Raw genomic sequence first — 15770 nt, 5'->3', positions numbered from 1 at the left:
CCAGCGGTACCTGGCACCTGGCACGCCCCGGTACGCCCGTACGACCCCTGGAAACGCCGCCGTCACGACGTGATCAGGTCGCCCGTGTCCACCGGCGCCGTGGCTCCCGCCCCGCGCTGCGCGTCGCCCGCGACCTCGTCCGCCGTCAGTACGTAGCCCGTCTCGTGGTCCGAGGTGGAGCGGGCGAAGACCACCCCGTACACCCGGCCGTCCGTGGTGAGCAGGGGCCCGCCCGAGTTGCCCGGCAGCACGGTCGAACGGATCGAGTAGATCTCCCGGGTGACCGTGTCCGTGTTGTAGATGTTCTGCCCCGTGGCCTTGATCCGGTTGGCGACCGTCGCGGCCCGCAGCGTCAGCTCGCCGTCCTGCGGATAGCCCGCGACCACGGCGGCGTTACCGCGCTTGGCACTGGTGTCGAAGTGCACGACGGGCGCGCGCAGACCCGGCACGTACAGCACCGCCACGTCACGGTCGGGGTCGAAGAGCACCACGCGCGCCGCGTACGACGGACCGACGCCGCCGATCCGCACGGACGGATGGTCGATGCCCGCCACCACATGCGCGTTGGTCATCACATGCCGCTCCGTGTACACGAAGCCGCTGCCCTCCCGGCCCTGGGTGCCCGAGGCGCCCTCGATCTTCACGGTGCTGAGCCTGGCGGAGTTCGTCGCGCTCAACGTGACACTGTCGCCCGAGGGCTTGGCGACCCCGGCCGTGGGCTCGTTCTCGAACGGGTTGAAGACCTGCGGGAATCCCGCCTGGGTGAGCGCGGACGTGGCACGCGAGAACCAGGTGGGGGTGGTGTCCGGCATCGCGTTCTGCACCGTGCCCAGCAGCCGCGAGTCCCGGATCGCCTCGGTGACCACCGGGGAGGAGGACGCGCCCAGCACGCTCGCGGCCACCCACGCCACGATCAGCACGGCCACCGTGTTGGCCGCGGCCCCGCCGATCCCGTCGGCCACCCGCAGCGGCCCCTGGTCCAGCTCCCGCCGCAGCTTCAGAGCGAGGCGTCCCGCCATCTCGTGCACCACCACCGCGGGGACGAGCACCGTGCACACCGCGGTCACCGTCGCCGCGGTCGTCCCCCGCGTCACCAGGTGCATCATCCACGGCAGGATCCAGACGCCGATCACGGCGCCGCCCACGAAGCCGGCGAGCGAGACACAGCCGGCCACCAGGCCGCGCCGGTAGCCGGAGGCCGCGTAGGCCAGGATCACCACGATGAGCAGGATGTCGAGTATGTCCACGGAGCCGCCTTTCTCTCGGACCCCTTATTACGCGCGGGGGGAGCACAGTGATCAGCCGCGCACACGTGGTACCGGAGCACGGGAACGTGTGCGTCGACCTGTAAAAACGTCCCCGACGACGACGATGGTTCCACCAGGTGGCACACCACACATCGCGGATGCCGCGCCGCGGGCGGACAGTGGCTCCATGCGTGCCGTGCGAATCGTGCGAAGAATGCCTAAATTGCCGGGAATGCCAAGGGCATGGAAAGTGCCGAACGTACTGGGAGAGCGGAGGTTCCAGGGCCCGAGTGAGGCGCGGATCCGCGGCGCCGCCGTGCTGCTGCTCGGCTCCATGCCGGGGGGTGCGGCCGTTCTCGCGCTGGTGCTGTGCGCCGCGGGCGTCGAGCGCCCCGTGGTGGTGCGGCACACCGCCCCGAACCCGGTCGCGGCCAAGCCCGCCGTTGTCCTGTATCCGGCGACCAAGCCACATGTCGTGGCCCGCTCGGCCTGGGCGGCGGACGCCGGCACGCGCAACCAGCCGCCCCCGCGTTACGACGACAAGGTCATCGCCGTCTTCGTGCACCACACCGACTCGCCCAACGGCTACCGGTGCGCCGACGCCCCACGCATCATCCGCTATCTCTACACGGGGCAGAGGGGATACCGCCATTGGGATGACATCGGCTACAACTTCCTCGTCGACCGCTGCGGCAACATCTACGAGGGCCGCGCGGGCGGAGTCGACCGCCCCGTCACCGGCGCCCATACCCAGGGCTTCAACCACCGCACCGTCGGCATCGCCGCCCTCGGCACCTTCACGGCGGGTGTGCCCGTGCCGACGGCGATGACCGAAGCGATCGCCCGCCTGGCCGCCTGGAAGCTGGGTCTTTCCAACATCGACCCGCGCAGCAAGGTCCGTCTGGTCTCCAGCAACGGTCTGAGCCGGTACAAGGCGGGCACCACCGTCCTGCTCCCCGCCCTCGCGGGCCACAACGACGGCTATATGACGAGGTGTCCCGGAGCAGCCCTCAGCGCCCTGCTCCCCTTGATCCGGCAGGAGGCGGCGCGTCTTCAGGGCCGCCTTCAGGGACGCTTTCCCAGTCGCCTTCAGAGCCCACTCGAGAGCAGGTGGTGACGCGCTCTCGCACGGCCGTGCCACCGGCCCCGCACGACCCATGGCGATCCCACAGGCCGTCCGCAGGGTCCTCAGATTCCGGAGCCCTACGGTCGTAGAGGCCGTGGACAGGGACCGACCGGAGGCGGGGATCGTGAACAGCAGCCGTACGAAGGCGCAGACGGACGGGACGAGTATCTGGGCCGAGGTGGTGCGCGCCCCCTGGACGGCCGTCTGCGCGGTCGCGTCGGTCGTGCTCGGACCGGCCGCGGACACCCGGTCCGTCCTGGACCGGGCCAACCGGGCACCGATGCGCCGCACCAAGGCTCGCCTCAACCCCGTCAGTCCCTGAACCGTGACCACAGCAGGGGATAGCGCGCCGCGAGCGCGGTCTCGTCCTCCAGGTCCAGCGGCGTCCCCTCCGGCTCGGAGGCGGCGGGCGGGATGCCCAGGTCGGGTGCCACGGTTCCGGTGAGCTGCTCGTACGCCTCGTCCGCCGCGTAGCCGAGTTCCTCGCCGTCCCCGTCGATGTCCTCGTTGAAGTCCTCCAGGAGATCGGCCAGCGAGTCCGGGTCGTGGAGGGCCCTCTCGAAGACCTCCCGGCCCTGGCCGATCAGCCAGCACCGGAAGTAGTCGAACGCGTCGTCGCTCGCCCCGCCGAGCAGCACCCAGGCGGCGCCCCACAGATCCCAGCGATAGGCGCGGTTGTAGCGGGACTCGAAGTGCCGGGCGAAGTCCAGAACGGACTCCGGGTCCAGCCGCAGCAGCTGTGCGACGAGCTGGTCCGCCTGCTCGTCGGGATCGCCCTCGGCGACCTCGCGGCTCGCGTCCACCAGCTCCCAGAACTGCGTCTCGTCCATCACTGGACCAGCATCGGCCCTGAGCGGGTGGGACGCACGCGGAGCGCCCGGACGACAGCGAAGGGGTACGGCGGCGGCCGTACCCCTTCAGCAGTTCCACGCGTCCCGCGGGCCGTTACAGGCCGTACCGGTCGCGCGCCTCCTTCACCGACGCGGCCTTGACCTCGCCGCGCTTGGCGAGCTGAGCCAGCGCCGCGACGACGATCGAGTGCGCGTCGACACCGAAGTGACGGCGGGCCGCCTGACGGGTGTCCGACAGGCCGAAGCCGTCGGCGCCCAGCGAGGACCAGTCCTGCTCAACCCACTGCGCGATCTGGTCCGGGACCTGGCGCATGTAGTCGGAGACCGCGAGGACCGGGCCCTCGGCGCCCTGCAGCGCCTGGCGTACGTACGGAAGGCGCTCCTCGCCGCGCAGCAGCGCCTCGTCCGCCTCCATGGCCTCGCGCCGCAGCTCGGTCCACGACGTCGCCGACCACACGTCCGCCGCGACACCCCACTCCTCGGCGAGCAGCTTCTGCGCGTCGAGCGCCCAGTGGATCGCGGTGCCCGAGCCCAGGAGCTGGATTCGCGGGGCGTTGGCGACGGGCGTCAGGCCCGCCGACTCCGCCGTGTTGAAGCGGTACAGGCCCTTGACGATGCCCTCGTCGATCCCGGCCGCCGCGGGCTTCGCGGGCTGCGGCAGCGGCTCGTTGTAGACCGTGAGGTAGTAGAAGACGTTCTGGTCCTCGCCGGGTGCCGCCTCGCCGTACATACGGCGCAGGCCCTCCTTGACGATGACCGCGATCTCGTACGCGAACGCCGGGTCGTACGTCAGCGCCGCCGGGTTGGTCGCGGCGATCACGGGGGAGTGGCCGTCGGCGTGCTGGAGGCCCTCACCGGTCAGCGTCGTACGGCCCGCCGTGGCGCCGACGAGGAAGCCGCGGCCGAGCTGGTCGGCGAGCTGCCACATCTGGTCGGCCGTGCGCTGCCAGCCGAACATCGAGTAGAAGATGTAGAAGGGGATCATCGCCTCGCCGTGCGTCGCGTACGACGAGGACGCGGCGATGAAGTCGGCCATCGAACCGGCCTCGGTGATCCCCTCGTTGAGGATCTGGCCGTTCTTGGCCTCCTTGTAGTACATCAGCTGGTCGCGGTCGACCGGCTCGTACGTCTGGCCCTTGGGCGAGTAGATGCCCAGCGACGGGAAGAGCGACTCCATGCCGAAGGTGCGCGCCTCGTCGGGGACGATCGGCACCCAGCGCCTTCCGGTCTCCTTGTCGCGGACCAGGTCCTTGACGAGACGGACGAAGGCCATGGTGGTGGCGATGTTCTGCGAGCCGGAGCCCTTGTCGAAGGACATGAACGCCTTGTCGGCCGCGGCCGGCAGCGGGGCGAGGGGGTGGACGCGGCGGGCCGGGGCCGGGCCGCCGAGGGCGGCGCGGCGCTCCTGGAGGTAGCGGACCTCGGCGGAGTCCGCGCCCGGGTGGCCGTAGGGGACCGTACCGTCCTCGAACCGGCTGTCGGGGATGGGCAGATCGAGCAGGTCGCGCATGGCCTTGAACTCGTCCACCGTCAGCTTCTTCATCTGGTGGTTGGCGTTCTTGGACGCGAAGCCCGTGCCGAGCGTGAAGCCCTTGACCGTCTGGGCCAGGATCACCGTCGGCGCGCCCTTGTGCGCCAGGGCGGACTTGTACGCGGCGAAGACCTTGCGGGCCTCGTGGCCGCCGCGCGAAAGGTGGAAGCACTCGAGGATCTTGTCGTCGCTCAGCAGCTTCGCCATCTCGGCGAGCGCCGGGTCCTTGCCGAAGAAGTCCTCGCGGATGTAGGCGGCGTCGCGGGTCTGGTACGTCTGCACCTGCGCGTCCGGGACCTCGCGCAGTCGGCGTACGAGCGCGCCCGTCGTGTCGAGCGCGAACAGCTCGTCCCAGGCGGAGCCCCACAGCGACTTCACGACGTTCCAGCCGGCGCCGCGGAACTGGGCCTCCAGCTCCTGCACGATCTTGAAGTTGGCGCGGACCGGGCCGTCGAGGCGCTGGAGGTTGCAGTTGATGACGAACGTGAGGTTGTCCAGCTCCTCACGCGCGGCCAGCGCGAGCGCCGCCGTGGACTCGGGCTCGTCCATCTCGCCGTCGCCGAGGAACGCCCACACGTGCGAGGACGAGACGTCCTTGATACCGCGGTTGGTGAGGTAGCGGTTGAAGCGCGCCTGGTAGATCGCGGAGAGCGGGCCGAGGCCCATGGAGACGGTGGGGAACTCCCACAGCCAGGGCAGCCGGCGCGGGTGCGGATAGGAGGGCAGACCGCCTCCGCCGGACTCCTGGCGGAAGTTGTCCAGGTGCGACTCGTCCAGGCGGCCGTCGAGGAAGGCGCGGGCGTAGATGCCGGGGGCGGCGTGGCCCTGGATGTAGAGCTGGTCGCCGCTGCCGTCGCCCTCCTTGCCCTTGAAGAAGTGGTTGAAGCCGGTCTCGTAGAGCCAGGCCGCGGAGGCGAAGGTGGCGATGTGGCCGCCCACGCCGTGCTTGCTGCCCCGGCTCACCATCGCCGCCGCGTTCCAGCGGTTCCACGCGGTGATCCGGGCCTCCATCGCCTCGTCACCGGGCACGCCCGGCTCGGCGGCGGTGGGGATGGTGTTGACGTAGTCCGTCTCGAGGAGCTTGGGCAGGGCGACGCCGGTGCCCTCGGCTCGCTCCAGCGTGCGCCGCATCAGATACGCGGCCCGGTGCGGCCCCGCCGCCTTGGCGACGGCGTCCAGGGAGGCCTGCCATTCGGCGGTCTCCTCGGGGTCACGGTCCGGGAGCTGGTCGAGCTCGCTCGGCTGGATGGCGTTGGGGTCGGTCATGTCGCCGCCTTCCTCAGTCGAAGGGGGTTCCCTCATCGGTAAGGGTCAGGGGGTGCCCTTGGTCTTTGGCAGGACAGGGCGTGAGCCTCTGGTGGAAGCCCGTCGGTGACTCTAACCCCCTGATCGATGATCGATCAAAGTTTTCTAGGCCAAAATCTCTTGATCACGAGAAAGTCGGCACGCGGTGCCTTGGATCGAGACACCGGGTGCCGTATTTGATCGAGGTTTTCGCAGGTGAGGACGCGTATGAGCGCAGGGGCGCTCTGGTGCACGGGGGCGGGGCGACGCGGCCCTGGCGGCCCCCAGGAGAGACGGGGCGGTCAGGCCTGCGGGGCGCAGCCCAGGACGTGGGCCTTGACCATGTCCGCGATCCGGGGGTCGCGGCGGCGGAAGGCCGCCACCAGTTCCTCGTGCTCCTCGGCGTACGACTGCTGCACCGTCCCGAGCCACCGGATCGACAGCGCGGTGAACACCTCGATGCCGAGGCCCTCCCACGTGTGCAGCAGCACCGAGTTGCCGGCCGCCCGCACCAGCTCCCGGTGGAACGCCACCGTGTGCCGCACCTGGGCCGTGCCGTCCGCGTTGCGGTCCGCCTCGTACAGCGCGGCTACATGCGGCTCCAGGGCCGAGCAGTCCTCAGCCAGCCGCTCGGCCGCCAGTTCCGCCGCGATGGCCTCCAGGCCGGCTCGTACGGGGTAGGACTCCTCCAGGTCCGCGGCGGTCAGGTTCCTGACCCGTACGCCCTTGTTGGGCGCCGACTCGATCAGCCGCAGCGTCTCCAGCTCCCGCAGCGCCTCACGCACCGGCGTCTGGCTGACCTCCAGCTCGGTGGCGATCCGCCGCTCCACGATGCGCTCGCCCGGCTTCCAGCGCCCGCTGACGATCCCCTCCACGATGTGCTCGCGGATCTGCTCGCGCAGCGAGTGGACGACGGGCGCGGTCATGGACGCTCCTTCGGCGGGGGCCGCCTCCGGGCCCCAGGGCTGTGACGCTTAGACAATACGGCCGTATGGGCGTTCCGTAAGAGTGGACGGGTGCGCTTTCGCGCAGGTGAGACGAGACTTACACACCCCCCGTGACCCTCCGTGGCGCCGGTCACCGCTCGCACGGCACGGCGCCCCCGCCCGGAGAGACTCCGGACGGGGGCGCCGTGGTGAGTGGACCGGCTGGGCCCCTCAGGGCCTGGTCACAGGCCGAGCTCGACCTCGAACTCGCCCGCCTCCAGGATCGCCTTGACCGCGCCCAGGTAGCGGGCCGCGTCGGCGCCGTCCACCAGACGGTGGTCGTAGGACAGGGTCAGGTAGGTCATGTCGCGGACGGCGATGACCGTACCCTCCTCCGTCTCGATGACGGCCGGACGCTTGACCGTGGCACCGAGGCCGAGGATCGCGACCTGGCCCGGCGGCACGATGATCGTGTCGAACAGGGCGCCGCGCGAACCGGTGTTGCTGATGGTGAAGGTCCCGCCGGCCAGCTCGTCCGGCGTGATCTTGTTGCCGCGGACCTTGGCCGCCAGGTCGGCGGTGGCCTTGGCGATACCGGCGATGTTCAGGTCGCCCGCACGCTTGATGACCGGGGTCATCAGGCCCTTCTCGGAGTCCACCGCGATACCGATGTTCTCGGTGTCGAAGTAGGTGATCGTGCCCTCGGCCTCGTTGATCTTGGCGTTGATGACCGGGTGGGCCTTCAGCGCCTGGGCCGCCGCCTTCACGAAGAACGGCATCGGGGAGAGCTTGACACCCTCGCGGGCCGCGAACGAGTCCTTGGCCTGGGCGCGCAGACGCATCAGGCGGGTCACGTCGACCTCGACCACGGTGGACAGCTGCGCCTGCTCGTGCAGGGCCTTGACCATGTTGTCGCCGATGACCTTGCGGATGCGGGGCATCTTGACGGTCTGGCCGCGCAGCGGGGAGACCTCCAGGGCCGGCGCCTTCCCGGCGGCCGGAGCGGCGGCTGCCGCGGCCGGAGCCGGGGCGGCGGCTGCCTTCGCGGCCTCGGCGGCGGCGATGACGTCCTGCTTACGGATACGGCCGCCGACGCCGGTGCCCTTGACGGTGGCCAGGTCGACGCCGTTCTCGGCGGCCAGCTTGCGCACCAGCGGGGTCACGTAGGCGCCCTCGTCGGTGGCCTGCGCGGCGGGAGACGGGGCCGGGGTCACCGGAGCCGGAGCCGGGGCAGCGGCGGGCGCCGGAGCGGGGGCAGCGGGCTGGACCGGGGCCGGAGCGGCAGCGGCCGGGGCCGGGGCAGCGGGGGCCGGGGCGGCGGCGGGAGCGGCGCCCGGCTGGCCGATGACGGCCAGCTTGGAGCCGACCTCGGCCGTCTCGTCCTCGCCGACCACGATCTCCAGCAGCACGCCGGAGGCGGGCGCCGGGATCTCGGTGTCGACCTTGTCCGTGGAGACCTCGAGCAGCGGCTCGTCGGCCTCGACGCTGTCGCCCACCGACTTCAGCCAGCGGGTGACGGTGCCCTCGGTGACGGACTCACCGAGCGCGGGCAGGACCACGTCCGTGCCCTGGGCGCCACCGGCCGGGGCCGGAGCGGCGGCGGCCGGGGCGGCGGCGGGAGCCGGGGCGGCCGGGGCCTCGGCGACCGGAGCCGGCTCGGCGGCCGGGGCGGGCACCTCGGCGGCGGCGGGGGCCGGGGCGGCAGCGGGCGCACCGGTGCCGTCGTCGATGACAGCCAGCTCGGCGCCGACCTCGACCGTCTCGTCCTCGGCGACCTTGATCGAGGTCAGCACGCCCGAGGCGGGCGCGGGGATCTCGGTGTCGACCTTGTCGGTCGAGACCTCGAGCAGCGGCTCGTCGGCCTCGACGCGCTCGCCCTCGGCCTTCAGCCAGCGGGTGACAGTGCCCTCGGTGACGCTCTCACCGAGCGCCGGAAGGGTTACGGAAACCGCCATGGTTTCGGTTGCTCCTAACGAATTGCGGAAGTCAGTGTCGTCGCGCCCGAAGACTGAAGGCGTCAGTCGTGGGAGTGCAGCGGCTTGCCGGCCAGTGCCAGGTGGGCCTCGCCGAGCGCCTCGTTCTGCGTCGGGTGGGCGTGGATCAGCTGGGCGACCTCGGCCGGCAGCGCTTCCCAGTTGTAGATCAGCTGGGCCTCGCCGACCTGCTCGCCCATGCGGTCGCCGACCATGTGGACGCCGACCACGGCACCGTCCTTGACCTGGACGAGCTTGATCTCGCCCGCGGTCTTCAGGATCTTGCTCTTGCCGTTGCCCGCCAGGTTGTACTTGAGAGCGACGACCTTGTCCGCGCCGTAGATCTCCTTGGCCTTGGCCTCGGTGATACCCACGGAGGCGACCTCCGGGTGGCAGTACGTCACCCGCGGCACACCGTCGTAGTCGATCGGAACGGTCTTCAGACCGGCCAGACGCTCTGCCACCAGGATGCCCTCGGCGAAGCCGACGTGCGCGAGCTGGAGCGTCGGGACCAGGTCACCGACGGCGGAGATGGTCGGGACGTTCGTCCGCATGTACTCGTCGACGAGGACGTAACCGCGGTCCATGCCGACCCCGGCCTCCTCGTAGCCGAGGCCCTGCGAGACCGGCCCGCGGCCCACGGCGACGAGCAGGACCTCGGCCTCGAACTCCTTGCCGTCGGCAAGGGTGACCTTGACGCCGTCCTGCGTGTACTCGGCCTTCTGGAAGAAGGTGCCCAGGTTGAACTTGATCCCGCGCTTGCGGAAGGCGCGCTCCAGAAGCTTGGAGGAGTTCTCGTCCTCGACCGGGACGAGATGCTTCAGGCCCTCGATGACGGTGACGTCGGCACCGAAGGACTTCCACGCGGAGGCGAACTCGACGCCGATGACACCGCCGCCCAGGATGATCGCGGACTTCGGCACGCGGTCCAGGACCAGGGCGTGGTCGGAGGAGATGATGCGGTTGCCGTCGATCCCCAGACCCGGCAGCGACTTCGGCACGGAACCGGTCGCCAGGAGGACGTGGCGGCCCTGGATCCGCTGACCGTTGACGTCGACGGAGGTCGGGGAGGACAGACGGCCCTCACCCTCGATGTAGGTCACCTTGCGGGAGGCGACCAGGCCCTGCAGACCCTTGTACAGGCCCGAGATGACCTCGTCCTTGTACTTGTGGACGGCCGGTACGTCGATGCCCTCGAACGTCGTCTTGACGCCGAACTGCTCGCTCTCGCGCGCCTGGTCGGCGATCTCACCGGCGTGAAGCAGAGCCTTGGTGGGGATGCAGCCCCGGTGCAGGCAGGTGCCGCCGACCTTGTCCTTCTCGATCAGGGCGACGTCCAGACCCAGCTGCGCCCCGCGCAGGGCCGCGGCGTAACCACCGCTACCACCGCCGAGGATCACTAGGTCGAAAACGGTGCTGGCGTCGTTCGCCACGTCACGTCCTCCATGCATGTGCGCCGTGCGCCGGTCTGGAGACGACCGGCAGGCGGCTGGTGTCCGGCCGCTTTGCTTCGGCCCTTCGGTGGGGCCCTGTCCTGCCGTGCCCCATCTTTGCACTTGTCGGAGGCGGAAGAGACGCCGGGCCGCTCGTCCGGGACGTCTGATCCATCACGTCGGGTGGTCGCGGCCCCACCGGGTCCTGGAGGATTTCGTCAAGGGCGTAACGGCCCGCGGCCGTGACGGCGCACGGGTGCGGCCGTGAGAGCGCGGGAGCACGGCCATGAGGGCGGCCCCGGGCTCCGCGCGGAGCCCGGGGCCGCCCTCATGTGCCCGGGAACATCGTGGACGCTCAGCCCAGGTCGCCGGCCGCGGTGACCTCGGCGAGCCGGACCAGGGTGCGCACCGCCGAACCCGTGCCGCCCTTCGGGGTGTAGCCGAACGGGCCCCCTTCGTTGAAGGCCGGTCCCGCGATGTCGAGGTGGGCCCAGGTGATGCCCTCGCCGATGAACTCCTTCAGGAACAGACCGGCGACCAGGCCGCCGCCCATCCGCTCGCCCATGTTGGCGATGTCGGCCGTGGGGGAGTCCATGCCCTTGCGCAGGTGCTCCGGCATCGGCATCGGCCAGGAGTCCTCGCCGACCTCCTCGGCGACCGCGTGGACCGCGGCGCGGAACGCGTCGTCGTTCGCCATGATGCCGAAGGTGCGGCTGCCGAGCGCCAGCACCATCGCACCGGTCAGGGTCGCCACGTCCACGATCGCGTCCGGCTGCTCCAGGGAGGCCGCCCACAGCGCGTCGGCGAGGACCAGTCGGCCCTCGGCGTCCGTGTTGAGGACCTCGACGGTCTTGCCGCTGTACATGCGCAGCACGTCGCCGGGGCGGGTGGCCGAACCGGAGGGCATGTTCTCGGCGAGCGCGAGCCAGCCGGTGACGTTGACCTCGAGACCGAGCCGGGCGGCGGCCACGACCGCGGCGAAGACCGCCGCCGCGCCGCTCATGTCGCACTTCATGGTCTCGTTGTGGCCCGCGGGCTTGAGCGAGATGCCGCCCGAGTCGTAGGTGATGCCCTTGCCCACGAAGGCCAGGTGCTTGTCCGCGTTGGGGCTGGTGTACGACAGCTTCACCAGGCGGGGGCCGGCCGCCGAGCCCGCGCCGACGCCGAGGATGCCGCCGTAGCCGCCCTTGGCGAGCGCCTTCTCGTCGAGCACCTGCACCTTGAGGCCGTGCTCCTTGGCCGCGGTCTGCGCGAGGGCCGCGAAGGACGCCGGGTTCAGGTCGTTCGGCGGGGTGTTGATGAGGTCGCGGGCGCGGTTGATCTCCTCCGTGACGGCGAGGACGCGCTCGACGGCCGCCTTGTACGCCTTGTCGCGGGGCTTGCCGCCGAGCAGGGCGACCTCGGCGAGCGGGGCCTTGCCGTTCCCGGCCTTCTTGCCGCCCTGGCCGCCGTTCTCCTTGTAGGTGTCGAAGGAGTAGGCGCCGAGCAGGGCACCCTCACCGATGACACCGGCGTCGTCGGCGTCCGTGATCGGCAGTGCGAAGACGGCCTTCTTGGCACCGGCGAGCGCGCGGGCCGCGGAGCCGGCGGCACGCCGCAGCGCCTCGGCGCCGAACGCCGCGCCCTCCTCCTCGGTGTCCTCGGACGGGGCGCCGAGGCCCACCGCGACGACGACGGGCGCCTTGAAGCCGTCGGGCGCCGGCAGCTTCGTCACCTCACCCTCGGCGCCCGAGGCGCCCAGGGTCTCCAGGATGGCGGCGAGCCTGCCGTCGTACGCCTGGTCCACGGCCTCGGCGCCCGGTGCGACGACCAGGCCCTCGGCGCTCTTCGCCACACCGACGACGATCGCGTCGGCCCTGAGGCCGGACGCGGCGGCGGTGCTGAGAGTGAGAGCAGTCACGGTAGTGAGTTCTCGCTTCCAAATCGAGTTTCGGTGGCCGAACGGATGGGGTCGGCCGGCCCGGGCACCGACCCTAGATTGTTCCGGACGTTCGGTTTCACCTGGGCCTGGACAACACCCGGTCACGAGACTACGCCCGGTGCCCGGTTCGCTCCGGCCACGGGTGTTCATCCGCCCGTGGCGTCCTCGTCAAGTCCCGTCCGCAACGGGGGTATCGGGTCCCGTCCGCCGCGGAAGGCATCATGGCGCGTCAGCCGCAGGCGGCCTCAGGGCGGCGGGCCCGCGCAGCCGCAGCCCCTCCACGACGGTCCCCGCCACCCGGTCCGCCAGCGAACGGCGGCCGGGGAAGAGGACGGTCAGGGCGTTCAGCAGGAACACCACCACGGCCACCGCCCACACCAGCACCGAGAGCACGAACTCGCCCTCGACCAGCAGCACGCAGGCCAGCGCGTACACGGCCACATCCGCCGTGGTCGTCACCGCCGCCCGCACCGCGGTCCGGCGTGCGGCGGCCGGTCCTGCGGCCTTCAGGCCGGTCACCTTCAGGCCGGTCAGTGCCTTGCCCAGGGTGCGCCCGGCCAGGGCGAGCGAGCTCCACTGGTAGAGGAAGGTGACGAGCACCAGCAGTCCGAACCCCTCCTCCACGTACAGCACCGTCTTGTGCCACAGCGAGAGCCCGAGACCCTCCGAGGCGTGGATGACATCGCCGCGCGAGGTGAGCAGGTCCAGGCCTCCCCTCGTCGCGAGTCCTGGTACGTCGGTGAAGAGCGCGGCTATCCGGTGGGAGGTGAAGACGGCGAGCGCTGAGGCCGCGACGACCACCAGTGCGAAGTCGATGAACCAGGCCACGGCACGGCGCAGCGTCGGCACAGGATTCCCCCGATCAAGATCATGTGTCTGTTGCGCCCATGACACTAACGGCGTCGCGAGGGGACCGGCGCGCCCGGCGGGAACCGTTTCGAGCCGGTGACATCTCGGGACACCGGGGACCCACCCGGGGCTGCCCGGAACAACCCCGAGACCCACCCGGGAACACCCGAGACCCACCCGGAATCACCCAGGACTCATCCAGAACTCATCCCAAGGCCAGTACGACGAGCGCCGCCGTCCCGGCCGTCTCCGCGAGGGCGCCGAACACATCACCCGTCACCCCGCCGAAGCGGCGTACGCAGCGCCGGAGCAACAACTCCGCCGCGGCCACCGCCAGCACCACCGCGGCGGCCGTTCGCACAGCGCCGTACGTTCCCAGCAGCGCGCCCCCGACGGCCGCCGCCGCGGCGGCGAGGCCGGCGGCGAGCGCCAGCGCCCCGGCGGCCGGGACCGTTTCCGCGACCGCGGCCCCCAGCCCCTCCGGCCGGGCGGCCGGTGTCCCGCGGCGCGCCGCCAGTGTCATGGCCAGCCGTGCGGAGGCCGCCGAGACGACGGCGGCCAGCACGCCCCGCGCCCAGGAGCCGCCGTATGCCTCGGCCAGCGCGGCCACCTGGGCGAGCAGCACGAGGACCAGGGTGAGCACACCGAACGGCCCGATGTCCGACTGCTTCATGATCCGCAGCGCCTCCTCGGCGGGCTTACCGCTGCCGAGTCCGTCGGCGGTATCGGCGAGCCCGTCCAGATGAAGTCCCCTGGTCAGCACGGCCGGTACGGCGGCGGCGCAGACGGCGGCGAGCAGCGGCCCCGCGCCCAGCAGGAGCAGCGCCGCGCCGAGCAGCCCGGCGAGAGCGCCGGCCACGACCCCGACGAGGGGCGCGCACAGCATCCCGGCACGCGCGGCCTCCCTGTCCCACCGGGTCACCCGGACGGGCAGGACGGTGAGGGTGCCGAAGGCGAACCGCAGACCGTGCAGCGAGGACGGGGGTGAGGGCGGGGACGGTGGGATCTCGGACACGGCGGCAGGGTAGCCCGGCCACCCGCGAGTGGATCGTCCAGGTCCAGGCGGACGTCCGGGTCACCCCGTGGCGCCCCGAGAGCGGGCAGCGTCGCGGCGCTCTCGGCACACTGCAGTCATGGGCCACTGGCTGCAGCGGAACATCATCGAGCCGGGCAAGCTCCCCCTGCTGCTCGCGCTCACCGCCTTCGTGCTGACGTTCGTGGTCACCCGGACCATCACCCGCCTCATCCGGGCCGGCAGAGGCCCCTTCGGCAACTTCCGGGCCGGTGGTGTGCACATCCACCATGTGGTCCCCGGCGTCGTGCTCACCGTCCTCGGCGGCTTCGGCGCCCTGGCCGGGCGCCATGGTGTCGGCTCGGGTGTCTTCGCGGTCGTCTTCGGCGTGGGCGCGGGACTCGTCCTGGACGAGTTCGCCCTGATCCTGCATCTGGCGGACGTGTACTGGAGTGAGCAGGGGCGGCAGAGCGTCGAGGTCGTCGTGCTGACCGCGGCCCTGGTCGGCCTGGTCCTCGCCGGTTTCGCGCCGTTCGGCGTCAACGACCTCTCGTCGGACGAACTGAGCAATCGCGGGACCGTCATCGTGAGCGTCGTCGTGAACTTCCTCTTCTCGCTGCTGGCCCTGAGCAAGGGCAAGGCCCGCACCGCGATCTTCGGAGTGATCGTCCCGCTGGTCGCCGTGGTGGGCGCAATCCGGCTGGCCCGCCCCGGTTCGCCGTGGGCGAGGCGCTTCTACCGCCGCCGTCCGCGCGCCCGCGCCCGGGCCGGACTGCGGGCCTACCGCCACGACCGCCGCTGGGCCGCTCTGGGCCGCAGGCTTCAGGACTGGATCGGCGGCAGCCCCGACCCGCAGCCCAGCCCGCCGCACGAGCGCCGCCCCTGACGCAGCTCCGACAGCCCGCACAGCATGACGACCGCCGCGATGGCGGCGATGTGCTCCTTGCCCGCGAGGTTCTCCTTCACCATCAGCTCCACGGCCATCGCCGAGGTAAGCACGCCCGAGGTCAGGTACGCGCGGTGGCGCCAGCACAGGAAGAGGGCGAGCCCGATGACCGCCGCCGACGGGCCGGTGTCCACGACCACGGAGTCCGTCGCCGGGAGCCCCAGCGGATGGCCAGGACCCATGTCGATGGCCGCGCGCGCGTAGAGCGTGCCGGCCAGCGTGACGGCGTAGGCGATGACGAGCGTCCGCCACCAGCCCAGGCAGATCTCCGCGATCCCGAACACGAACAGGATCTGCAGGAGCGCACCCCACACCGGCAGGTCGAGGGCCGGTACGAAGAGGGAGAGCGGGGTGCGCAGCAGCGCGAGCCGCAGCGGCTCCTCAGCCCGTACGGACCCGATGCTCTGCACGAACCCGAAGCCCCACGACTGGTTCTGCGTGAACTGGAGGACCGATGTCAGACACACGGCGCTGAGGGTCATGGGGACCGCCCCCGGGCCGCGCGTCGATAGGGCCCCGCGCACGAGGGCGAACAGCGGCCCCCACTCGGCGCGGGCCCGGCGGGCGAGAGTCCTCATCCAGCGGTCCTCATCCTCATCCCTCACTCCTCGTCCGTCCCGCGCCAGGGGTCTCCTCCGGATCGCCGCGACGTCGCGGCGATCCGGGCGATC

Annotated in this window: 13 protein-coding genes; 3 read left to right on the top strand and 10 right to left on the bottom strand. The window is 71.4% G+C overall.

Translation table 11 applies throughout. The annotated features are described in order from the left end of the window. Positions 1-62: 62 nt before the first annotated feature. On the bottom strand, positions 63-1247 hold the full coding sequence (locus ABZ845_RS01750; RefSeq protein ID WP_360971795.1) for a MarP family serine protease: 1185 nt from the start codon (positions 1245-1247) through the stop codon (positions 63-65). 334 nt (positions 1248-1581) lie between these two features. Here ABZ845_RS01750 and ABZ845_RS01745 point away from each other — a divergent pair, with 334 nt between their 5' ends. Both ABZ845_RS01745 and ABZ845_RS01740 read left to right on the top strand, forming a co-directional pair. Further along, entirely contained in the window at positions 1582-2364 is a 783-nt protein-coding gene (locus ABZ845_RS01745) for a peptidoglycan recognition protein (RefSeq protein ID WP_360972430.1), read from the top strand. A gap of 103 nt (positions 2365-2467) precedes the next feature. Then, a complete protein-coding gene (locus ABZ845_RS01740) occupies positions 2468-2695 on the top strand; it encodes a hypothetical protein (RefSeq protein WP_360971793.1) in 228 nt (75 codons plus the stop codon). On the opposite strand, the gene ABZ845_RS01735 is transcribed toward ABZ845_RS01740, so the two are convergent. The 8 genes from ABZ845_RS01735 to ABZ845_RS01700 all read right to left on the bottom strand — a co-directional run bounded on the left by ABZ845_RS01735 (position 2685) and on the right by ABZ845_RS01700 (position 14156). Beyond that, complete coding sequence (locus ABZ845_RS01735; protein ID WP_360971791.1) at positions 2685-3203, bottom strand: DUF4240 domain-containing protein; 519 nt, start codon at positions 3201-3203, stop codon at positions 2685-2687. The genes ABZ845_RS01740 and ABZ845_RS01735 overlap by 11 nt on opposite strands. Positions 3204-3318: 115 nt before the next feature. Then, a complete protein-coding gene (gene aceE / locus ABZ845_RS01730; RefSeq protein WP_360971789.1) occupies positions 3319-6021 on the bottom strand; it encodes a pyruvate dehydrogenase (acetyl-transferring), homodimeric type in 2703 nt (900 codons plus the stop codon). Between the two features lie 320 nt (positions 6022-6341). Next, positions 6342-6965: a GntR family transcriptional regulator gene (locus tag ABZ845_RS01725; RefSeq protein ID WP_360971787.1), complete on the bottom strand. Its 624-nt coding sequence runs from the start codon at positions 6963-6965 to the stop codon at positions 6342-6344. Positions 6966-7207: 242 nt separating this feature from the next. Then, positions 7208-8920, bottom strand: coding sequence for a 2-oxoglutarate dehydrogenase, E2 component, dihydrolipoamide succinyltransferase (sucB, locus tag ABZ845_RS01720; protein WP_360971785.1), 1713 nt, complete (start codon positions 8918-8920; stop codon positions 7208-7210). A 62-nt stretch (positions 8921-8982) separates the two neighbouring features. Then, positions 8983-10371, bottom strand: a complete 1389-nt coding sequence (gene lpdA, locus ABZ845_RS01715) for a dihydrolipoyl dehydrogenase (protein ID WP_360971783.1) — start codon at positions 10369-10371, stop codon at positions 8983-8985. A gap of 355 nt (positions 10372-10726) precedes the next feature. Further along, a complete protein-coding gene (locus ABZ845_RS01710; protein ID WP_360971781.1) occupies positions 10727-12271 on the bottom strand; it encodes a leucyl aminopeptidase in 1545 nt (514 codons plus the stop codon). 240 nt (positions 12272-12511) lie between these two features. Next, a complete protein-coding gene (locus ABZ845_RS01705) occupies positions 12512-13141 on the bottom strand; it encodes an RDD family protein (RefSeq protein WP_360971779.1) in 630 nt (209 codons plus the stop codon). A gap of 205 nt (positions 13142-13346) precedes the next feature. Then, positions 13347-14156, bottom strand: a complete 810-nt coding sequence (locus ABZ845_RS01700; protein WP_360971777.1) for an adenosylcobinamide-GDP ribazoletransferase — start codon at positions 14154-14156, stop codon at positions 13347-13349. A 118-nt stretch (positions 14157-14274) separates the two neighbouring features. On the opposite strand from ABZ845_RS01700, the gene ABZ845_RS01695 reads away from it, so the two are divergent. Beyond that, positions 14275-15039, top strand: a complete 765-nt coding sequence (locus ABZ845_RS01695) for a hypothetical protein (protein WP_360971775.1) — start codon at positions 14275-14277, stop codon at positions 15037-15039. Here ABZ845_RS01695 and ABZ845_RS01690 read toward each other — a convergent pair. After that, complete coding sequence (locus ABZ845_RS01690) at positions 14976-15677, bottom strand: hypothetical protein (RefSeq protein ID WP_360971773.1); 702 nt, start codon at positions 15675-15677, stop codon at positions 14976-14978. The genes ABZ845_RS01695 and ABZ845_RS01690 overlap by 64 nt on opposite strands. Positions 15678-15770 lie beyond the last annotated feature (93 nt).

This window comes from Streptomyces sp. NPDC047022, assembly GCF_040644155.1.
Classification (GTDB): Bacteria; Actinomycetota; Actinomycetes; order Streptomycetales; family Streptomycetaceae; genus Streptomyces.
This window is presented reverse-complemented; position numbering and strand designations above follow the sequence as displayed.

Coding starts and splice junctions, on each gene's coding strand:
- ABZ845_RS01745 (WP_360972430.1), top strand. CDS start 1,582: ATGCCGGGGGGTGCGGCCGTTCTCGCGCTGGTGCTGTGCGCCGCGGGC.
- ABZ845_RS01735 (WP_360971791.1), bottom strand. CDS start 3,203: ATGGACGAGACGCAGTTCTGGGAGCTGGTGGACGCGAGCCGCGAGGTC.
- aceE (WP_360971789.1), bottom strand. CDS start 6,021: ATGACCGACCCCAACGCCATCCAGCCGAGCGAGCTCGACCAGCTCCCG.
- ABZ845_RS01725 (WP_360971787.1), bottom strand. CDS start 6,965: ATGACCGCGCCCGTCGTCCACTCGCTGCGCGAGCAGATCCGCGAGCAC.
- sucB (WP_360971785.1), bottom strand. CDS start 8,920: ATGGCGGTTTCCGTAACCCTTCCGGCGCTCGGTGAGAGCGTCACCGAG.
- ABZ845_RS01695 (WP_360971775.1), top strand. CDS start 14,275: ATGGGCCACTGGCTGCAGCGGAACATCATCGAGCCGGGCAAGCTCCCC.
- ABZ845_RS01690 (WP_360971773.1), bottom strand. CDS start 15,677: ATGAGGACTCTCGCCCGCCGGGCCCGCGCCGAGTGGGGGCCGCTGTTC.